This window comes from Thalassotalea euphylliae, from assembly GCF_003390335.1.
Classification (GTDB): domain Bacteria; phylum Pseudomonadota; class Gammaproteobacteria; order Enterobacterales; family Alteromonadaceae; genus Thalassotalea_F; species Thalassotalea_F euphylliae_B.
Genome location: NZ_QUOU01000001.1, coordinates 4,681,072 through 4,698,730, shown reverse-complemented (window position 1 = coordinate 4,698,730; position 17,659 = coordinate 4,681,072). Strand labels below are relative to the sequence as shown.

Sequence of the window (17,659 nt, the reverse complement as noted above, 5' to 3'; positions counted from 1 at the left end):
AGAACTAAAGAAAGACAGTATGCTGGTTAATTTTTCTAAAATGCACGGGTTGGGCAATGACTTTATGGTCATTGATAATGTCACCCAAAACGTTTACTTACCGAATGAGCAAATAAAGAAACTGGCAGATCGCAATTTTGGCGTTGGCTTTGATCAATTGTTAGTGGTTGAACCGCCTTATGACCCCGATTTAGATTTTCACTACCGCATCTTCAATGCCGACGGCAGCGAAGTGGGCCAATGTGGCAATGGCGCCCGTTGTTTTGCACGCTTTGTGCGCAGTAAAGGGCTGACCAATCGCAATAAAATTCGCGTTTCGACTCAGTCGGGTAAGATGACCTTGTATATTGAGCGCGATGGCAACGTCTCGGTGAACATGCCAACACCGCAATTTGAACCGGGGCAAATTCCGTTTAAAGCGCAAAAAGTTGAAGGCACCTATATTATGCGTACCGAGCACGAAACCGTGCTGTGTGGCGCGGTATCTATGGGTAACCCCCATTGTGTTCTCACCGTTGATGATGTCAAAACGGCGCCAGTAGAAACACTCGGGCACGAACTTTCTGTTCACGAGCGTTTTCCCAAAGAAGTTAATGTTGGCTTTATGCAGGTGGTTTCTCCCGACTTTATCAAACTGCGCGTCTATGAGCGCGGAGCCGGTGAAACGCTGGCCTGTGGTAGCGGCGCATGTGCTGCGGTTGTGATTGGGCAAACACAGAAAAAATTGAATAAACAAGTTACTGTCGAACTCCCCGGCGGTAAACTACGAATATTTTGGAAAGGTCCCGGGCATCCGGTAAAAATGTCTGGCCCTGCCACTCATGTTTTTGATGGTCAAATACATATATGAATGAACAAAATCCTTTGCATGCCGATGACTTGCCATTAACCGATGAGATCGTTGCACGCTATTTGGAAGATAACCCTGAATTTTTTAACCGCAATCCCGCATTAATTACTGGTTTGCGCTTGCAAGACACGCATCGTGGCACTGTGTCGTTAGTTGAACGCCAACAAACGCAATTGCGCCAAAAAATTCAGGGGCTTGAAGAAGAAATCACTCAGCTGATGTCAGTTGCCAATCAAAATGAACAGTTGTTCTTACTGTATAGCGATTTGTATTTGCAATTGATTGACAGTGAGAATGTGACTCAGCTCTTAGATATTTTATCGCGGGCAACGCTCGAATTACTCTCGTTAGCGGGTTTAAAGCTTTGGCTAACGCCTGAATACAGTGCCGAACACACCAGTATTGTCAGCCAAAATTGCCAAACCATTTTCGATGCGCGCCTTGCGCATGACGAGTATTATTTTGGCCGCTTGCAGCAGGCTGAGTTGCAACAGATTTTTGCTAGCAGTACCGCTGGCTCAGTGGTGCTGATCAAGCTTGCGCACCTTGAGCAGGATATTGGCTTTTTAGCGATTAGCTCACAAGATGCCGATCACTTTGACCCACGTATGGATACCTTATTGCTTGGCCAGTTTCAAAAATTGGTGGCTAAGCTATTATTTCAACATTTAGCGACGAAATAACGTTAAGCCAACAACGTGAAATTTTACCGAAGCTTAAAACCCATCAAGGCGATCAGCTTTGACTTGGATGATACCCTCTACAGTAATCGGCCCGTCATGGTTGCTACTGAGCGTGCAATGCCGCCCTATTTTCAACAGTTACTAGCGCCATTGGCTGTGGTTGATGGCCTTGTTTTTGATCGCCACTTTTGGGCGCCACACCGCACTGCGGTTGTTGAACAGACACCAGAGTTAACACATGATGTCACGGCACTGCGCTTGGCAACGTATCAACAGGGCATGGAAAGTTTAGGTATCGCCACCGCGCAAGCGACAGAGCTTGCCCAGCAGGCCATGGCGTATTTCTTGGCAACGCGCAGTAATTTTGTTGTGCCACCAAGCAGCATTGCGCTGTTACAACAACTGCGCCAATACGTGCCCGTGGTCGCGATCAGCAATGGCAATGTTGACACAGAGGCGATCGGCATAAAAGCGCATTTCGACTATATCTATCACGCCGGCAATGGTCATCGCATGAAACCCGCAGGTGACTTGTTTGAGCAAGCGGCGCAAGACTTAGGGATTGCGTGTGAGCACATGCTGCACGTGGGTGACTGTGGCCGCGCCGATATTCTCGGCGCACTGCGCGCTGGCTGCCAAGCGGCATGGTTATCTTGTTACGATGTTGGCAAACCGCTAAAAGTTTTACCCCATATCGAGTTAAGCGACGTTACGCAGCTAGCTGGCTTAGCTCCCCACTTGAGTTCCTAAATAATGGATGTGTCTGATCTATTAGACGGCTTAAATGACAAGCAGCGTGAAGCCGTCGCTGCTCCTTTACAAAATATGCTGGTACTGGCGGGTGCTGGCAGTGGTAAAACGCGCGTTTTAGTGCAGCGCATTGCTTGGTTAATGCGTATCGAACAAGCCTCGCCACACAGTATTCTTGCGGTTACCTTTACCAATAAAGCGGCCTCTGAAATGCGTGCTCGTGTTGAGCAAACAACCGGCGGCAATGTCTTTGGCATGTGGTTAGGGACTTTCCACGGCCTAGCGCATCGCCTGTTGCGGATGCACTTTCAAGAAGCTAATTTGCCACAAAGTTTCCAAGTACTGGACTCTGATGACCAGCTGCGTTTAGTAAAACGCACGATTCGCGCCTTGAATTTGGACGAGAAAAAATGGCCTGCCAAGCAAGCGGTTTGGTATATCAATGGCAAAAAAGACGAAGGGCTACGGCCTAAGCACCTTGACGCTCAGTTTGATCCAACCGAGCAAACTTTTATTAATATTTACCAAAGTTACCAAGACGCTTGCGATCGCGCTGGATTGGTGGATTTTGCTGAACTCTTGCTACGCGCGCACGAGCTGTGGCTCGATCACCCTGCCCTATTAGCGCACTACCAACAGCGCTTTAAGCATATTTTGGTCGACGAATTCCAAGATACCAATGCCATTCAATACGCTTGGTTAACTATGCTGGGTAAGCAACAAAGCAATGTCATGATTGTCGGTGATGACGATCAGTCGATTTACGGCTGGCGCGGCGCGAAAATTGAGAATATTCAACGCTTTTTAGATGATTACCCGAAAGCTGAAACCATTCGTTTAGAGCAAAATTACCGTTCAACCGCGAACATTCTGAACGCCTCAAACCAGCTGATTGCCAATAACAATAATCGTCTTGGCAAAGAGCTGTGGACGCAAGATGAAGCTGGTGAAAAAATCTCGATCTACACCGCCTTTAATGAAATTGACGAAGCGCGTTTTATCGCTGGCCGCATTAATACGTGGCGAGAGGAAAGCGGCTCGCTCGATGATGTCGCTATTTTGTATCGCAGCAATGCCCAATCACGCCTGCTCGAAGAAGCCTTGTTACAGGGGCAGCTACCTTATCGCATTTATGGCGGCTTGCGCTTCTTCGAGCGTCAAGAGATCAAAGATGCGCTGGCGTACATGCGCTTGATCAATAATCGCGATGACGATGCTGCGTTTGAGCGCATTATCAACACGCCAACGCGTGGTATTGGCAATCAAAGCCTTGCACTGGTTCGCGACGCAGCAAAATCTATGGCAGTGACGCTGTGGCAAGCGTGTCAAAACATGCTGGCCGAACAAAGCCTTAAAGGACGTGCTGCCAACGCCATCACTAACTTCATTAATTTGATTGATCAGCTTGAAGACGACTCTCGCGACCTCGATTTAGATCAACAGGTGAACTTTGTTATCGGTCATAGCGGTCTTAAAGCGATGTACCAAGCTGAAAAAGGCGAACGCGCGCAGGCACGCATTGAAAACTTGAATGAATTGGTGACCGCATGCCAAACGTTTGAGCAAGAGCCTGAGTTGACAGAAGAGCAAACGAAACTTACGGCATTTTTAACGCATGCTTCGCTGGAGGCGGGTGAATCACAAGCTGATGATTACGAGCCAGCGGTGCAGCTCATGACCATGCACTCAGCGAAAGGTTTGGAGTTCCCGCTGGTCTTTATTGCTGGGCTTGAAGAGGGGATGTTCCCTTCGCAGCAGTCGCAAGAAGATATCAGCCGCTTGGAAGAAGAGCGCCGCTTGTGCTACGTTGGCATGACAAGGGCAATGCACAAGCTATACTTATGTCATGCTGAAAGTCGTCGCTTGTACGGACAAGAAAAGTATCACAAACCAAGCCGATTTTTACGCGAATTGCCACCGCAATGTGTCGAAGAAATTCGTTTGCAGAGCCAAGTGAAAACACCTGCGCCAACAGGGCGATTTTCGTCAACTTTCACGACGGAATCGTTCGAAAATACCGGTTTTAGTTTAGGACAAGCAGTACTGCACCAGAAGTTTGGTGAAGGGGTAGTACTCAATTATGAGGGCACGGGTGCGCAAAGTCGTATTCAGGTCAATTTTGAACAAGTAGGGATCAAATGGTTAGTGGTTGCGTACGCTAATCTGACCCCGCTTGGCAAATAATAGTAGGAGCAGTAATGGCACAACGTTTATTGGTCGTTGAAGACAGCAAAGCAATTGCCAAGGTTATCGAGCAACTTGCCAAAGCATTGGGATTTGAAGTAACGGTGGCCTACAATTTGGCAGAAGTCGAAAGTTTGTTGCAAGGCGGTGCGAGCTTTTTTGCGGCCACTGTGGACTATGCGTTGCCGGATGCGACAGACGGAGAAGCCATTGCATGCGTGTTATCACATGGTATTCAAGCCGTCGTTTTGACGGGTAAGATGGATGAATTGACCCGCCAAAAGATTTTGTCACAGCCAGTGATTGATTACATTCCAAAAGAAAATAGCCAAGCATTCCTCTATTTGAAGCGCATACTGCATTGGCAACGCACTAACCAAGAAAATGGTATTTTAGTGGTTGATGACAGCTTGTCGGCACGTAACCACATTGTTGAACTACTCAAGCGTCGCAACTTCTCTGTGTATGTTGCCAGTGATGGTGTTAAAGCACTGGAAGTACTTGAGCAGCATCCGGATATCAAAATGGTCATTACCGATCTGGAAATGCCAAATATGGATGGGATTGAACTGACCAATGAAATTCGCAAGCGTTACACTCGCGATCGCCTCGCGGTCATCGGTATTTCTGGCGCTAGTAATGGCATTCATTCGGCGCGCTTTATAAAAAACGGTGCAGACGACTTCTTACGCAAGCCGTTCTGTCCTGAAGAATTCTATTGCCGCATTACGCAAAATATTGAAAACCTCAATAACATCAAGCAGATTCAGCGTGCAGCGAATACTGACTACTTGACGGACCTACCAAACCGTCGCGCTTTTATTCAATTTTCACAAAGCAAAATTCCACAATATGTCGAGCAAAACACGGCGTTTTGTTTGGCCATGCTTGATATTGACTACTTCAAGAAAATCAATGACACCTATGGTCATGAAGCGGGTGACAATGTCTTGAAAATGGTGGCTTTGTACATGCGCAAACATTTACCGGGGGCGATGATCGCGCGCTTGGGTGGTGAAGAATTTGCGGTACTGTTAACTGGGGTTGACGACGATCAGTTATACGCGCGCCTAGATGATCTTAGACGCGAGTTATCGTTAGCGCAATTGTCGTACGAAAATCATCAAATTTCACTGACCGTCAGTATCGGCGTTGTGTTTAATAGTGATGACAAGCTCGCTGCGCAAATGAATGCCGCCGATCAAGCGCTTTACAACGCTAAAGAAAATGGCCGCAACCAGATTGTGGTCAGTGGCCAGGAAGATTAGCACGGCTAATCTTCCGCTTTCCCTATTTCACAGTGCAGGCTATGGCATTGAATTGATGATTGAATTAAAGCAGATTAATAAATAGACTAATTACATAACTTGTAAGCTGCGACAAGGAAGACGCATGCCCACTCAACGACCCATTGAGCCGTTAAACCAGCTTAATGTCGATAATTTAAGTGTTTTTGACGAACCAATAAATCCCCTCTTTGGTAACGAGCAGGCAGCACAAAAGCCCAGTTACCCGCCTCACAAGACCGCAGAGTCATTACCGCGAGAGGTCAAACTTGCTCTACCTGCGCACCATAGCCAATGGCTAGTACTAACCCAGCCAGTAAGTTGGCAACAGCTAAGGGCAGATCAATACACACGACTGTATGTTAAAGACAAAAAGTCATGGCAAGCGGTAAATACCCTGCGAGCATCGCCGGCCAAAGGCGAATTATTGGTATTAAAGCACAAAGACTTTTATCAGCAAGGTAACAAGCAAGCGACTTTGATAAAAGGCGCGGCGGGAGCAGGCCAAGCCAAGACGACAGGTAAGAACCCATTTACACAAGGTTATAATGATCAAAGTACAAATTATCACGTACCTGCATATCAGCAAGGCTTAGCGCCATCCACTATTTTTACCAATATTGAACAATCTCCTGAGCCCGAAGAAAAACGTATCATCATTAAAATTGAAGGTGAAACGTCGGCCCGCTTTACCCTCAAGGGTAGTGGTGTTAACCAACAGCGCACGTTCGATAGCAAGGCTAAAGAAAGTGCGAGTACAGCATACTTTGCCAAGCTAAAAGAAGATGCCAGTTATCAGCTTGACGCAAAGTTGCTGAACCTACCAGTGCAAACCATAGTGCCTAACATGGCATTTAGTGACTACCAAAATCGCCAAACCATTGAAAACTTAAATATTGGGGAGAACGGCGGTTTTCAACTACTTGACCATCGCGTAACTAGTCAAGGCCATGTTGAGCTAACACTACTGCCTGAGCCACCTTGCTTTGGCGTATTTTTTGATGGCACGGGAAATAACCTCACCAACGACAGCCAAGACCCCAATGACGATAAAGAGCCCACTAATATTGCCAAACTTTACGAGCTATATCCAAGGCTTGAGCGAGCTAAAGAGCGGTTTTATTCAGAAGGTATTGGCACTCAAGCCTTTGAAAATGATAGTAACTGGGATATGGCGTTTGCAGGTAGCTTTGATGATCGTATTAAGCTCGCATTAGATGAAACAAGAGACTTCTTTATTCGTTTCCCCTCGTGCAAAGTAGGTACAATTGATATCTTTGGTTTTAGTCGAGGCGCATCGCAAGCGCGAGCCTTTGCCAATATTATTCATAAGCTCAACCGTGAACAGCCCGATTACTGGGGCGGTACAAAGCTGATGGTGCGTTTTATCGGCCTATTTGACACGGTAGCCTCCATCGGCGGCGATGGCGATAATGACCATAGCGAAGCTAGTGCAAACAAGGCTATTCCTGGCCAAATTAATTTAGACTTGGCGGAAAACTCGGCGGGTAAGGTTTACCAATTAGCCGCATGGGATGAGCGGCGCGATAAATTCCCACTTAACTCCCTTAAAACCGGCGAAAACCTGTTACTTACCAACCACGAAGAAGTTGAGTTGCCTGGCGCCCATGCCGATATTGGTGGCGGTTATGGGCCTGTTGCCTCAGAAATTCGCTACCCCAGACTATATATAGCTGGCAAGCCAGATGAGCCTGCGCATCAAGCCGAGCTAGAAATTCGTAGAAAATTACTGGCAGAGGAATACGATTGGCCGGGGATTGATATCGAACTTATCGCACTGCGCCCGCGAAAAAATCACAATCGACGTATTAAAAACTTACCTGAACAGAGCTTTTATACGCCGTACAAAGCCGTCTGGCGTCGTCAGGTGAACAACTCCTTGTCTCATTATGCGCTGCATCAAATGCATCAAGTCGCAGTACAGCATGGCGTGCCTTTTCGACCTATCAATAAGCTAGCGGGGCTTTATCCCTATGAACTTTCCAATGAACTAAAAACCTTGGTGGAAAGCGCTACCGCTAACGGGCCACAAAGCACTGCATGGCAAAAGCTCTACCTTGAGTATATCCATATTAGCGTGAAGTATGCTGGGTTTATTGATGGTATCGCTCATGGTGAAGAACAAAGTGCAATTTACACTACGTCTAACGGCCAACGTGAAATCTTTTATAATCAGCCAGATAACGCAGAGACAAACTCCGATAACTGGCAATTTTATCAAGGTATAGGCCAATCTCATTGGAGAAAATAATGATTTATCGTTTGCTAGTCATGAGCTTTTTGTTAGTCACTTTAACTTCGTGCTCGTCCGAAAGAACTTTAAAATTATTAATAGTGGGTTCATCTACCGTAAAAGGCAACGATATAATGATTCGGCCTTTGGTATTTGATGAAAAATGGAAAGTTCCTGTGGGAAGCCTAGGCTGTTGTTGGAAAGAATCGGGGGCTCAGTCAGGCGCATGGGATAAGCTTTTTCCTAAAAAAGTCGCAGTTCAATGGCATGATGAGAGCCAGAGCCGCTTATACAGTGCCGAAGTCAAGATTGACCACAAGCGAGGGGAAGAAATTGCCAGAAATTTACCGCCATATACCGTAATAAGCTCGGGTCGAATTGAAAAACAGCCAAAACCTAAATTAATTGTAGGTTTTGGTGAAAATGGTGAAGTGACCGTTTGGATATCTAATGCATCCAGTGAAATGAACAAAACAGGTCGAATTCTGGTGGAGCTTGGCTCAGGCCAAGCGACTTGGGAGCACTTTGACCCATATTAACCGTGATAATTGACAAGCATATGACAGCCTAGAACAATAACAGCATAGACCAAACCCACTGGAGAAAATTATGATGATTCGACTAATGATTTCACTGCTGATGGTACTGCCATTAATCGCTTGTACTGCCAATCAACCCATCAAGTATATGGTCATTGGTTCATCAACGGTCAAAGGTAATGAGTTAATGGTGCGCCCGTTAGTATTTGATGATAGCTGGCGTAAGCCTGTCGGTAATTTAGGTTGCTGCTGGCAAGAGGCAGGAGCACTATCTGGCGCTTGGGGCAAGTATTTCCCCAAAAAAGTCGCGGTCCAGTGGCATGATGAAAGTCAAAGCCGCCTATACAGCACAGAAGTCAAGATTGACCATGTGCGAGGCGAAAAAATTGCCAGAAACTTACCTACTTATACGATTGTAAGTCTTGATGAAATAAAAAAAAATGTGAAGCCTTACTTAATTGTTGGCTTTGGTGAGCAGGGCGAAGTGACCGTGTGGATATCTAATGCGCCCAGCGAGATGAATATCAGTGGTCGAATATTGGTCGCGCTCGGTTCAGGTCAAGCGACTTGGGAGCACTTTGATCCTTATTAACCTTGATAATTGGCAAGCTTACAACGGCGTAGACCAAATCCACTGGAGAAAATCATGATTATTCGACTAATTATTTCATTGCTTATGGTACTGCCATTAATCGCTTGTACAACCCACCAACCCATCAAGTATATGCTGGTTTCTGGCTCTACCGTCAAAGGAAATGAAATCATGGTACGTCCGATAAGATTTGACGACTCGTGGCAAGTTCCTGCAGGCAGTATGTCATGTTGTTGGGGTGTTGCAGGTGCAACTGCGGGTGCTTTTGGCAAGCCGTTTCCTAAAAAAGTTGCGGTCCAGTGGCATGATGAAAGTCAAAGCCGCTTATATTCAGCGCAAGTCAAAATCGATCATAAGCGAGGCGAAAAAATTGCCAGAAACTTACCTACTTATACGATTGTAAGTCTTGATGAAATAAAAAAAATGTGAAGCCTTACTTAATTGTTGGTTTTGGGGAGCAGGGCGAAGTGACTGTTTGGATATCTAATGCGCGAAGCGAAGGAAATAGAAAAGGTCGAATTCTGGTGGAGCTTGGCTCAGGCCAAGCGACTTGGGAGCACTTTAACCCTTATTAACTGAAATTTTACGTTAGCAGAGGGTTAAGCGCACTTGGCCAGTTTGTGATACTGAGTTGGCAGTGATAAAAATCGCTCTACTTGCGCGATATCGCTAACGCTAAACAAGCGAAACTGATTCATGGATTGAAACGTTTCGCGACAAAACCTCGCCATCACTTCACATGCTTCGCCATTTGAGTCTGGCAGTACAATCGCTGTTTTACTAGGGCGATTAATGACTTGAGGGTTGTTCATCACTTCAGCCGTGTCTAATAACATTTGGCAGTCACCCGTGATATGTTCCAGTTGGCTAAAGTCGTATAAACCGTTTAACCCCACATAATAATTCTTATCGATCATCAAATTCCCGTAATGGACGACGATATCTTTGTAGTCAAATACAGGTGCTGTTTTTACGGTGAATATATTGTGCGTTGCATCAATGTGATAATTGATTTTTAAGAAAGGGAGTAACTGTTCCATCGCATTAACATCCTTGTTGATGATAATGGAAGTATAGACGACTTTTTATGCTTTGTTACGTGACAGCCATTGCTTGACAGCAATGGCTTAATACCCCATTCGCATTAGGCGTTTAGTTCGTTTTGTTTACTGCTGTTGTTGGTTGAGTGACTTGCTTTCGCGCTTTGCGCGCTCTTAACGAGTCCACGCTGTAAATAACCAAGGCCGCCCAAATACAGGCAAAGGTCGCCAGTTTTGCCGGCGCTAGCACTTCTTGATAATAAAAGGTTGCCAGCATAAACATGATACTTGGCCCAATGTATTGGAAAAAGCCAAGTGTGGCGAGTGTCAGGCGTTTTGCCGCGGCAGTAAAACACAGTAAAGGTGCGGTGGTGATCACACCCGCCATCAATAGCATGGTATTGAGCGACCATGAGTTATTAAGCATATTGCTGGTGTCGCTGCTGACAAAAAATAGCCACCCCAGAAGTGCCACTGGCAGTAGTAATAGTGATTCAATTAATAAGCCGACAAAAGAGTCGATGTGCAGCTTTTTACGCACTAAAGCGTAGATGCCAAAAGTGGCGGCAAGTACCAGTGAAATCATCGGAATCGTGCCGAGTACAGCGACTTGAATTAAGACGCCGACAATCGCCAGAGCTACTGCTACCCCTTGCCATTTACGCAATCGCTCGCCCAGAAAAATCATCCCCAAGGCGACATTAAAAATAGGGTTGATGTAGTAACCTAAACTGGCATCCAGCAGGTGATCGTTATTAACCGCCCAAATGAAGATATACCAATTACTGCCTAGTAATGTTGCCGTGACAGCAAGGCTAGCGACGACTTTTTTGTTGGTGAGGGTTTTGACAAAAGGCTGCCATTTGCCAATAGCAACCACGATGACTAACAATAACAGCGTTGACCAGACAACACGGTGGATCAAAATCTCAGTCGCTCCAACGGCGGTTAGCGCCTTAAAGTACATTGGTGCTAAGCCCCACATAAAATATGCAGCTAGCGCATTAATAATCCCGCTATTGGTTTGAGCTGAAGCTGATGAGTTGGGCATAAAGAAGACCTAGTCGCTATTTTAAGGGCGCGAATTCTATCACAGGTTCGCGCATTGATAGCAAGGTTATAACGAGGTTTTAACCAACCATATAAGTGCCAGTGCCAAAGGCGATATGGTCGTTTTTCTCGTTGTGCAGCTCCATACGGGCGACGGCAACTTTACTGCCACTGCGAATAATGTGCGCAGACGCGACAAAATGCTCACCTCTGCCCGGGCGCAAGAAGTCGGTACGCAAATCTATGGTGCCGAGTTTGTTAAGGTTTTCTTGAATCAGCAAAGGAGAGACTGCTTCCATATTGGCGATAATGCTTGCCGCAGCGACTACGCCACCAGCTAAATCAAGGGCTGCTGCAGTTACGCCGCCGTGCAGTATTTTTTGCATTGGGTTGCCAATGAGTTTGTCATCCCAATGAAAACTAATTTCTGAGCGCGTGTCGTCAAAGCGCGAAATTTCAAAGCCCAGTAGTTGATTAAACGGCATGCTGGCATTCCATAGTTCGGCAACTTTTTGAAAGCGTTGTTGTTTATTCATACTATTCGTCCTTGTCCAAAAGTTTTTTCTGGTCAGATGTGTGTTGATTGATTTTTAGCCTAACAGCTTTTTTCCATTTTTTTAAACTCCTTACTAGGGATTCACCTTAGCTTGGGCTAAAATGCTTGCGGTTTTTAACCCCATTTTTTTAATCCGTTTTTATATTTCACAGGAACACTGTTGACCTCCCCTGCTACCAATGCGCAAGCACCACTTCTTGAGTCTTTAAAACACCACTTTGGCTACACCTCATTTCGCGAGGGGCAAGCAGGTGTCATTGAGCAAGTAATGAGTGGTCGCGATTGTTTAGTGTTAATGCCAACTGGGGGCGGTAAATCGCTATGTTATCAACTGCCTGCAACCTTATTTGACGGTATCACCATTGTCGTTTCGCCACTGATTTCGCTAATGAAAGATCAAGTGGATGGACTGACACGGCAAGGTATCAGCGCCGCGTTTGTGAACTCATCGCAAAGCCAAGCGCAAGTGAACGATATTTTTCAGCGTTTGGCAGCTGGTCAAATTCGTTTGCTCTATGTCGCGCCAGAGCGGCTGACGCAGCATTACTTCTTGCAAGGTATTGCCAGTTTACCTATTCGCTTATTCGCAATTGATGAAGCGCACTGTATTTCACAATGGGGTCATGATTTTAGGCGTGCTTATACCCAATTAGGCTGCTTAAAACGCCACTTTCCGCACATTCCGGTAATGGCGTTAACGGCAACGGCAGATGTCACCACGCGCAAAGACATTCTCGAACAGCTAGGGCTACACAACCCGTATGTGCATCTTGATAGCTTTGATCGCCCTAATATCCGTTTTACGCTTGCGGAAAAATACAATGGGCAAAAGCAAATACTCTCGTATATCAAACAGCGCAAAGACGACGCTGGCATTGTCTATTGCAGCAGCCGTTGGCAAGTGGAGAAACTCAGTAAGTTCTTGGGTGAGTCGGGTATTAACTGCGCCGCTTATCACGCGGGCTTAGAAACGGAAATTCGCGCTTATGTACAAGACGGCTTTACCAAAGACAATATTCAGATTGTTGTCGCTACCGTCGCCTTTGGTTTAGGCATTAACAAGCCGAATGTGCGCTATGTAGTGCATTTTGAGCCGCCGCGCACCATTGAGTCTTATTATCAAGAAATTGGCCGCGCAGGTCGTGACGGTATGCCGGCAGAGGCATTGTTTTTGTGTGATGAGCAAGATATTAGCCGGATGAAAAAGCGCATTGCCGAGCACGAAGACGAGCAACGGGCGAAAGTAGAAATGCAGCGTTTTCAAGCGATGACCGATTTTGTGGACGCGCAAACTTGCCGTCGTCAGGTGGTGCTTAACTACTTTGCTGAATTTACGAAAAAACGCTGTGGTAACTGTGATATTTGCCTTGACCCGCCCAGTGAGTTTGATGCCACTGAGGTGGCGCAAAAGGTGCTGTCTTGCGTCTATCGCATTGAGCAAAAAGGTGATGTACAGTATCTGGTTACCGTGCTGCGCGGGCAAGTGACACCTCAAATTCAAAAACAGGGTCATGAAAAGGTCTCCACCTTTGGCATTGGTAAAGACAAAACGCCCAGTTATTGGTTTTCTGTGATCCGTCAGTTAATCCATCTCGGCTATTTGCAACAAGATATCGCCCAGCATTCGGCACTGAAACTGACAGAAGCTGCACGCTCGGTATTAACAGCGCAAGAAACGCTTATGTTAGCGTCACCGCGCTTGCAACGCGCCAGTTACTGGCAACAAAATAGCGCGGCGAAACAGTACGATCGCAAGCTGTTTGGTAAATTACGTTCATTGCGCAAAGAAATTGCCGATGCTGAAGATGTCGCACCGTTTATTGTCTTTAACGATGCAACATTGGCGGAATTAGCTCGCATTCAGCCGCGTTCACAAGCGCAGATGTTATCGGTCAGTGGTATTGGCGATACTAAGTTAGCCCGCTATGGCGAGCCTTTCTTATCGCTTATCAAGGCGCATCTTAACGCTTAGATCCGGTCGCGCTTACATTCAGTAGCGGCTTAAAGATCGCGTCCTAAACGCTTTTCTATTTGCCGCTTCTCCCATTCAGCGTCAAAGAAGTTGAATAGCTCAAAGGTGGCGACCGCGTGGCTGATAAGCCCTATTCCCCAGCCCATCATTACCCAAAGTACCCATAAATAGCCGGGCGTGATCAACCAATTCACGGCAAACAATACGATGTTAATAATGATGTATGTGGCCAAATGGCCATAGAAGGCTTTTAACCCTTGCACGTACTCCATGGCGCGCTGCTCTTCCAAGGTGACTTGAATGCCTGCTTTATTGTCAGTGTCGGCTGTGCTTGCTTGAGTGGTCATGTCTACCTCCTGTTGCAGTGATGAAATATCAAGTTCGAACACTGCCGCAAGTGATTTTAGCGATTCCAATCCGGCTTTTTGGCCGCGCTCAATTCGCTGTATGGTGCGGACACTCAAGCCTGATACTTGCGACAAATGCTCTTGTGACCAACCGCGTTGTAAGCGTAACTTCTTAATTAGCATCTAAATTTTCCTTTGCTGTTTGGTTGTGTTCGTCGTTGATAACCATGGTGGCAAGCACTCTGTACTCATACCCATGCCACTTCAAAGTGCTTGTTTCAGTTGGCATTAAAAGCGATTTAGTCAAGGCATTGATTGCAGAGAATGATCGTTCCCCTTTTGTTCAATGGAGAGCAAAATCAATAACACCGCATAAATCGCTTTTAAACCAACCCATTTTTTTAAGATAGAGAAGGCGCTTCACAGGAACTCACTTTCTGCGTTGCAGCTTATTGAAAGGGAGTAACCATTCCGGCAAGCTGCGTCTTGATATTGAGTCCCTGTGAAAGCGCTGAAATCAAGTATCTTGAAGCAGCATGAGTATATACCACGTCATTTAAGCGACATTAAGGTGACAAACTATATAAATCATAGGGTTACAAGCAATAAACTAAGCCGCTATTAGTGCATAACCCGTTCAAAACGTCTTAATCAAGCGAGTCATTGTCGCTCGCCATTGATAAAAACTGTAAAAAAACACGACAACTCAATTCCCTATTCATTAAAAATAGTCTATATCTTTGATGTACGGATGAAAAATCAGATTATCAATGGATTGATTAACTCTCATGTTTGACGCGCAAGTGCGATCAATCATCGCCACTGTGGTCGATGGTTTTATTATTATTGACGATAAAGGCCATGTTCAAAGCTTTAACAAAGCGGCCGGTAAAATCTTTGGTTGTAAGCCCAATGAAGCACTTGGCCGCAACGTTGACGTGTTGGTGCCAGAGCCATTTCAAATACAGCACAACAGTTACCTCTCCAATAACCTGATAACAAGTACCCAAAAAATTATCGGCATCGGCCGAGCAATTTGTGCGCGTCGCAAAGAAGCAAAGCTCCAAGAGGTATCACTGAGTGCTTGGTGCAAACACATATATTGAAAAGCTTGTGAGCTTTAAGGGCTTAATTCAAGCGATTAAAACGAAGCAAGGCTGCTGGTTTGGTATTGCGGTTTTACCAAGTTACGAGCCAAAGGAATAGCAAAATGGCAACTCGGAAAATACTTATTGTTGATAATAATCAAGATGATATCGAGGCGATACAACGGGCGCTTGGCGATTGCGAAGCGATTCCGTATGAATTTTATGTCGCCCCAACCGAAGAGCTTTCGCTCGAATTACTCAAAGACCAGCACTTTGACTGTCTTTTATTAGACTACCATTTGCCGGGCGTGTCAGGGCTTGAATTGTTTCGCGCGATTAAAGCGCAAGCTCCCACTGTGCCGATTGTGGTACTTACTGGCCCAACCGATCAATTAATGGCGGCTTCCCTGCTCAAGCAAGGCGCTCAGGACTACATCAATAAGTTTGCGCTAAATTCACTTAACCTGCATGAAAAAATCTCAGCGGCAATTGAACACGCCAGTGCGTTTGTGCCCCGTCGTAGCGCGTTAGATTGCAAGGTATTGATTATTGACGGCAACACCGATGATATCGAGGCATGTCGGCGGTTACTGCGCAAAGCACCCAGTGAATACACTGTTGAACACGCCATGACAGGTCACCAAGGGTTAGCCATGATTGCGGGCAATGAACCTGACTGCATCTTACTTGACGATTCCATGCCCGGTGCAACTGGCCTGGATTTGCTGACCAATATAGTAACCAATCACCCATTTGTGCCCGTTGTGATGATGACGGGTCAGGGTAACGAATCGGTTGCGGTTAATGCCATCAAGTTTGGCGCTCAAGACTATTTGGTCAAAAGCGACTTAAAAGCCAGCCGATTAGACAAAGTGATTGGCTTGGCGGTTCAAAAGAAACAGCACGAGCGACAACTACTAATAAAAGAGCAAGAGCTTGAGGAAGCTCATAATTTCCTTGAAATCGTGTTTCAGTCGGTGCCGGGCTATCTTTTTGTTAAAGACAAAGACTTTCGCTTGGTCAAAATGAACGACCACTTTCTGCACTTGTATGGCGTTGAAGATCAAAACACTATTTTGGGGCGCACGACCTTTGAAGATTATGACCCTGTTGATGTTGAATACTTTCTCGCCAAAGACAAAGAAGCCTTTGCCAATGGCAGCAGTGAAACCATCGAACAGATAACCTTTCCCAATGGCGAAATTCGCACCTTACACACGATTAAACAGCGCTTTAATGACAATACCGGCGAGCCTTTTATTTTGGGGGCGGCCGCCGATGTAACCGAGCGTGATTTATTAATTTCAAAGTTACGCAAGTCTAATGAAGACCTAGAGCAGTTTGCTTACATCGCTTCGCATGATTTGAAATCACCACTCAACGCCATTAAAAAACTCGTGACTTGGATTGAAGAAGATTACGGCGATCAGCTGCCGCAAGGGGCTAAAGCCCATTTTGACATGATCAAAAGTCGCTCGGTTCGCCTTGGTCAGTTGCTTAACGATCTACTGGCTTATTCGCGCTTAAACAAAAAGCTCTCCGATGCTGAGCCATTTAACTTCCAACAGCTGGCGCTTAATGCCCATGAGCTTAACGCAGAATTCGAGCGCTTTACCTTGGTTGCATCTGATCTCGATATTGTGCTGCCCAAAGCTGCGATGCAAATCGTATTGCTTAATTTGCTCGGTAATACCATTAAGCACCACGATAAAGGGTACGGTCATATTCAGATGGATGTTATCGATTGTCAGTCTCATTACGAGATTCATTATTTCGATGACGGCCCGGGTATTCCAAGAGAGTACGCGGAAAAGGTATTCCAGATGTTCCATACACTTAAACCCAAAGATGAAGTGGAAGGCAGTGGCATGGGGCTAGCGATGGTGAAAAAGGTGGTTGAGTATTACCAAGGCACAGTTGAGCTTGTGTATGGCGACAAATTCACCTCTGGCGTTCATTTTAAAATTGTTTGGCCTGTGCATCAGGTCGTTAACACGTTGGCGCATGAGGCTGTATATGACCAGATTTAGCGAGCGCGTCACCTTATTGGTGGTTGAGGATGACGACATTGATTTTATGACCATCAAACGCAGCTTTGCCAGAGAGCGTATTAGTAACCACATTGTGCGTGCACATCACGGCGAAGAAGCGTTGAAGTTGCTGATCAACAACTCCATTCCTTCCCCGTATGTGGTGTTACTGGATTTACAAATGCCGAGAATGGGCGGGTTGGAGTTTCTCGACAAGGTCAGAAAAAACAAAACCATCGCAAATGCCATCGTTTTCGTGTTAACTACGTCAGCCAATGAGCAAGATATTGAAAGAAGTTACTTAAAAAATGTCGCCGGGTATTTTGTCAAAGACGAGGCGGGTAAAGAATTTATCGAAATCGTGTCACTGCTCAGAGGATATTGGCAGATTGCCCACTTGCCAGGAGAGGCATAGGCGCAAAAATTCATTTTATTAGA

Annotated in this window: 18 protein-coding genes; 14 read left to right on the top strand and 4 right to left on the bottom strand. The window is 45.9% G+C overall.

Features of this window, described 5'->3' with window-relative positions:
- Nucleotides 1-19 precede the first annotated feature (19 nt).
- The 10 genes from dapF to DXX93_RS21080 all read left to right on the top strand — a co-directional run bounded on the left by dapF (nucleotide 20) and on the right by DXX93_RS21080 (nucleotide 9,713).
- Nucleotides 20-850, top strand: a complete 831-nt coding sequence (dapF, locus tag DXX93_RS20330) for a diaminopimelate epimerase (RefSeq protein WP_116009709.1) — start codon at nucleotides 20-22, stop codon at nucleotides 848-850.
- Complete coding sequence (locus DXX93_RS20325) at nucleotides 847-1,533, top strand: DUF484 family protein (RefSeq protein ID WP_116009708.1); 687 nt, start codon at nucleotides 847-849, stop codon at nucleotides 1,531-1,533. Before dapF ends, DXX93_RS20325 begins: the two co-directional genes overlap by 4 nt.
- Before the next feature lie 15 nt (nucleotides 1,534-1,548).
- Nucleotides 1,549-2,283: an HAD-IA family hydrolase gene (locus tag DXX93_RS20320; RefSeq protein WP_116009707.1), complete on the top strand. Its 735-nt coding sequence runs from the start codon at nucleotides 1,549-1,551 to the stop codon at nucleotides 2,281-2,283.
- A gap of 3 nt (nucleotides 2,284-2,286) precedes the next feature.
- Nucleotides 2,287-4,467, top strand: coding sequence for a DNA helicase II (uvrD, locus tag DXX93_RS20315; protein ID WP_116009706.1), 2,181 nt, complete (start codon nucleotides 2,287-2,289; stop codon nucleotides 4,465-4,467).
- Between the two features lie 14 nt (nucleotides 4,468-4,481).
- Nucleotides 4,482-5,735, top strand: a complete 1,254-nt coding sequence (locus DXX93_RS20310) for a diguanylate cyclase (RefSeq protein ID WP_116009705.1) — start codon at nucleotides 4,482-4,484, stop codon at nucleotides 5,733-5,735.
- A 124-nt stretch (nucleotides 5,736-5,859) separates the two neighbouring features.
- A complete protein-coding gene (locus DXX93_RS20305) occupies nucleotides 5,860-8,025 on the top strand; it encodes a T6SS phospholipase effector Tle1-like catalytic domain-containing protein (RefSeq protein WP_116009704.1) in 2,166 nt (721 codons plus the stop codon).
- 116 nt (nucleotides 8,026-8,141) lie between these two features.
- Entirely contained in the window at nucleotides 8,142-8,546 is a 405-nt protein-coding gene (locus DXX93_RS20300) for a DUF2931 domain-containing protein (RefSeq protein WP_147302735.1), read from the top strand.
- A 70-nt stretch (nucleotides 8,547-8,616) separates the two neighbouring features.
- Nucleotides 8,617-9,138 (top strand): DUF2931 domain-containing protein, encoded by a 522-nt coding sequence (locus DXX93_RS20295; RefSeq protein ID WP_258872734.1) that lies wholly within the window; start codon nucleotides 8,617-8,619, stop codon nucleotides 9,136-9,138.
- 54 nt (nucleotides 9,139-9,192) lie between these two features.
- Nucleotides 9,193-9,567: a DUF2931 domain-containing protein gene (locus DXX93_RS20290; protein ID WP_258872733.1), complete on the top strand. Its 375-nt coding sequence runs from the start codon at nucleotides 9,193-9,195 to the stop codon at nucleotides 9,565-9,567.
- Nucleotides 9,564-9,713, top strand: coding sequence for a hypothetical protein (locus tag DXX93_RS21080; RefSeq protein WP_258872732.1), 150 nt, complete (start codon nucleotides 9,564-9,566; stop codon nucleotides 9,711-9,713). The genes DXX93_RS20290 and DXX93_RS21080 overlap by 4 nt, the downstream gene beginning before the upstream one ends.
- A gap of 24 nt (nucleotides 9,714-9,737) precedes the next feature.
- On the opposite strand, the gene DXX93_RS20285 is transcribed toward DXX93_RS21080, so the two are convergent.
- From DXX93_RS20285 to DXX93_RS20275, 3 genes are all read right to left on the bottom strand, one after another.
- Complete coding sequence (locus tag DXX93_RS20285; RefSeq protein ID WP_116009701.1) at nucleotides 9,738-10,178, bottom strand: hypothetical protein; 441 nt, start codon at nucleotides 10,176-10,178, stop codon at nucleotides 9,738-9,740.
- A 112-nt stretch (nucleotides 10,179-10,290) separates the two neighbouring features.
- Nucleotides 10,291-11,229, bottom strand: a complete 939-nt coding sequence (gene rarD / locus DXX93_RS20280) for an EamA family transporter RarD (RefSeq protein ID WP_116009700.1) — start codon at nucleotides 11,227-11,229, stop codon at nucleotides 10,291-10,293.
- Between the two features lie 79 nt (nucleotides 11,230-11,308).
- On the bottom strand, nucleotides 11,309-11,764 hold the full coding sequence (locus tag DXX93_RS20275; protein ID WP_116009699.1) for a thioesterase family protein: 456 nt from the start codon (nucleotides 11,762-11,764) through the stop codon (nucleotides 11,309-11,311).
- A gap of 180 nt (nucleotides 11,765-11,944) precedes the next feature.
- Between DXX93_RS20275 and recQ the strand changes: the two genes are divergently transcribed.
- Nucleotides 11,945-13,756: a DNA helicase RecQ gene (recQ, locus tag DXX93_RS20270; RefSeq protein ID WP_116009698.1), complete on the top strand. Its 1,812-nt coding sequence runs from the start codon at nucleotides 11,945-11,947 to the stop codon at nucleotides 13,754-13,756.
- 29 nt (nucleotides 13,757-13,785) lie between these two features.
- Here recQ and DXX93_RS20265 read toward each other — a convergent pair whose 3' ends face one another.
- The gene (locus DXX93_RS20265; protein ID WP_116009697.1) at nucleotides 13,786-14,286 is read right to left on the bottom strand and encodes a 2TM domain-containing protein; all 501 of its coding nucleotides are present in this window, start codon (nucleotides 14,284-14,286) and stop codon (nucleotides 13,786-13,788) included.
- Between the two features lie 605 nt (nucleotides 14,287-14,891).
- On the opposite strand from DXX93_RS20265, the gene DXX93_RS20260 reads away from it, so the two are divergent.
- The 3 genes from DXX93_RS20260 to DXX93_RS20250 all read left to right on the top strand — a co-directional run bounded on the left by DXX93_RS20260 (nucleotide 14,892) and on the right by DXX93_RS20250 (nucleotide 17,636).
- Complete coding sequence (locus tag DXX93_RS20260; protein WP_116009696.1) at nucleotides 14,892-15,209, top strand: PAS domain S-box protein; 318 nt, start codon at nucleotides 14,892-14,894, stop codon at nucleotides 15,207-15,209.
- A 104-nt stretch (nucleotides 15,210-15,313) separates the two neighbouring features.
- Entirely contained in the window at nucleotides 15,314-17,221 is a 1,908-nt protein-coding gene (locus DXX93_RS20255; protein ID WP_116009695.1) for a response regulator, read from the top strand.
- Nucleotides 17,208-17,636, top strand: a complete 429-nt coding sequence (locus tag DXX93_RS20250) for a response regulator (protein WP_116009694.1) — start codon at nucleotides 17,208-17,210, stop codon at nucleotides 17,634-17,636. The genes DXX93_RS20255 and DXX93_RS20250 overlap by 14 nt, the downstream gene beginning before the upstream one ends.
- Nucleotides 17,637-17,659: the final 23 nt, after the last annotated feature.

What these genes read in the sequence shown, in the direction of transcription:
- dapF (WP_116009709.1), top strand. Translation starts at nt 20, where the DNA reads ATGCTGGTTAATTTTTCTAAAATGCACGGGTTGGGCAATGACTTTATG.
- DXX93_RS20325 (WP_116009708.1), top strand. Translation starts at nt 847, where the DNA reads ATGAATGAACAAAATCCTTTGCATGCCGATGACTTGCCATTAACCGAT.
- uvrD (WP_116009706.1), top strand. Translation starts at nt 2,287, where the DNA reads ATGGATGTGTCTGATCTATTAGACGGCTTAAATGACAAGCAGCGTGAA.
- DXX93_RS20310 (WP_116009705.1), top strand. Translation starts at nt 4,482, where the DNA reads ATGGCACAACGTTTATTGGTCGTTGAAGACAGCAAAGCAATTGCCAAG.
- DXX93_RS20305 (WP_116009704.1), top strand. Translation starts at nt 5,860, where the DNA reads ATGCCCACTCAACGACCCATTGAGCCGTTAAACCAGCTTAATGTCGAT.
- DXX93_RS20300 (WP_147302735.1), top strand. Translation starts at nt 8,142, where the DNA reads ATGATTCGGCCTTTGGTATTTGATGAAAAATGGAAAGTTCCTGTGGGA.
- DXX93_RS20295 (WP_258872734.1), top strand. Translation starts at nt 8,617, where the DNA reads ATGATGATTCGACTAATGATTTCACTGCTGATGGTACTGCCATTAATC.
- DXX93_RS20290 (WP_258872733.1), top strand. Translation starts at nt 9,193, where the DNA reads ATGATTATTCGACTAATTATTTCATTGCTTATGGTACTGCCATTAATC.
- DXX93_RS20285 (WP_116009701.1), bottom strand. Translation starts at nt 10,178, where the DNA reads ATGGAACAGTTACTCCCTTTCTTAAAAATCAATTATCACATTGATGCA.
- rarD (WP_116009700.1), bottom strand. Translation starts at nt 11,229, where the DNA reads ATGCCCAACTCATCAGCTTCAGCTCAAACCAATAGCGGGATTATTAAT.
- DXX93_RS20275 (WP_116009699.1), bottom strand. Translation starts at nt 11,764, where the DNA reads ATGAATAAACAACAACGCTTTCAAAAAGTTGCCGAACTATGGAATGCC.
- DXX93_RS20265 (WP_116009697.1), bottom strand. Translation starts at nt 14,286, where the DNA reads ATGCTAATTAAGAAGTTACGCTTACAACGCGGTTGGTCACAAGAGCAT.
- DXX93_RS20260 (WP_116009696.1), top strand. Translation starts at nt 14,892, where the DNA reads ATGTTTGACGCGCAAGTGCGATCAATCATCGCCACTGTGGTCGATGGT.
- DXX93_RS20255 (WP_116009695.1), top strand. Translation starts at nt 15,314, where the DNA reads ATGGCAACTCGGAAAATACTTATTGTTGATAATAATCAAGATGATATC.
- DXX93_RS20250 (WP_116009694.1), top strand. Translation starts at nt 17,208, where the DNA reads ATGACCAGATTTAGCGAGCGCGTCACCTTATTGGTGGTTGAGGATGAC.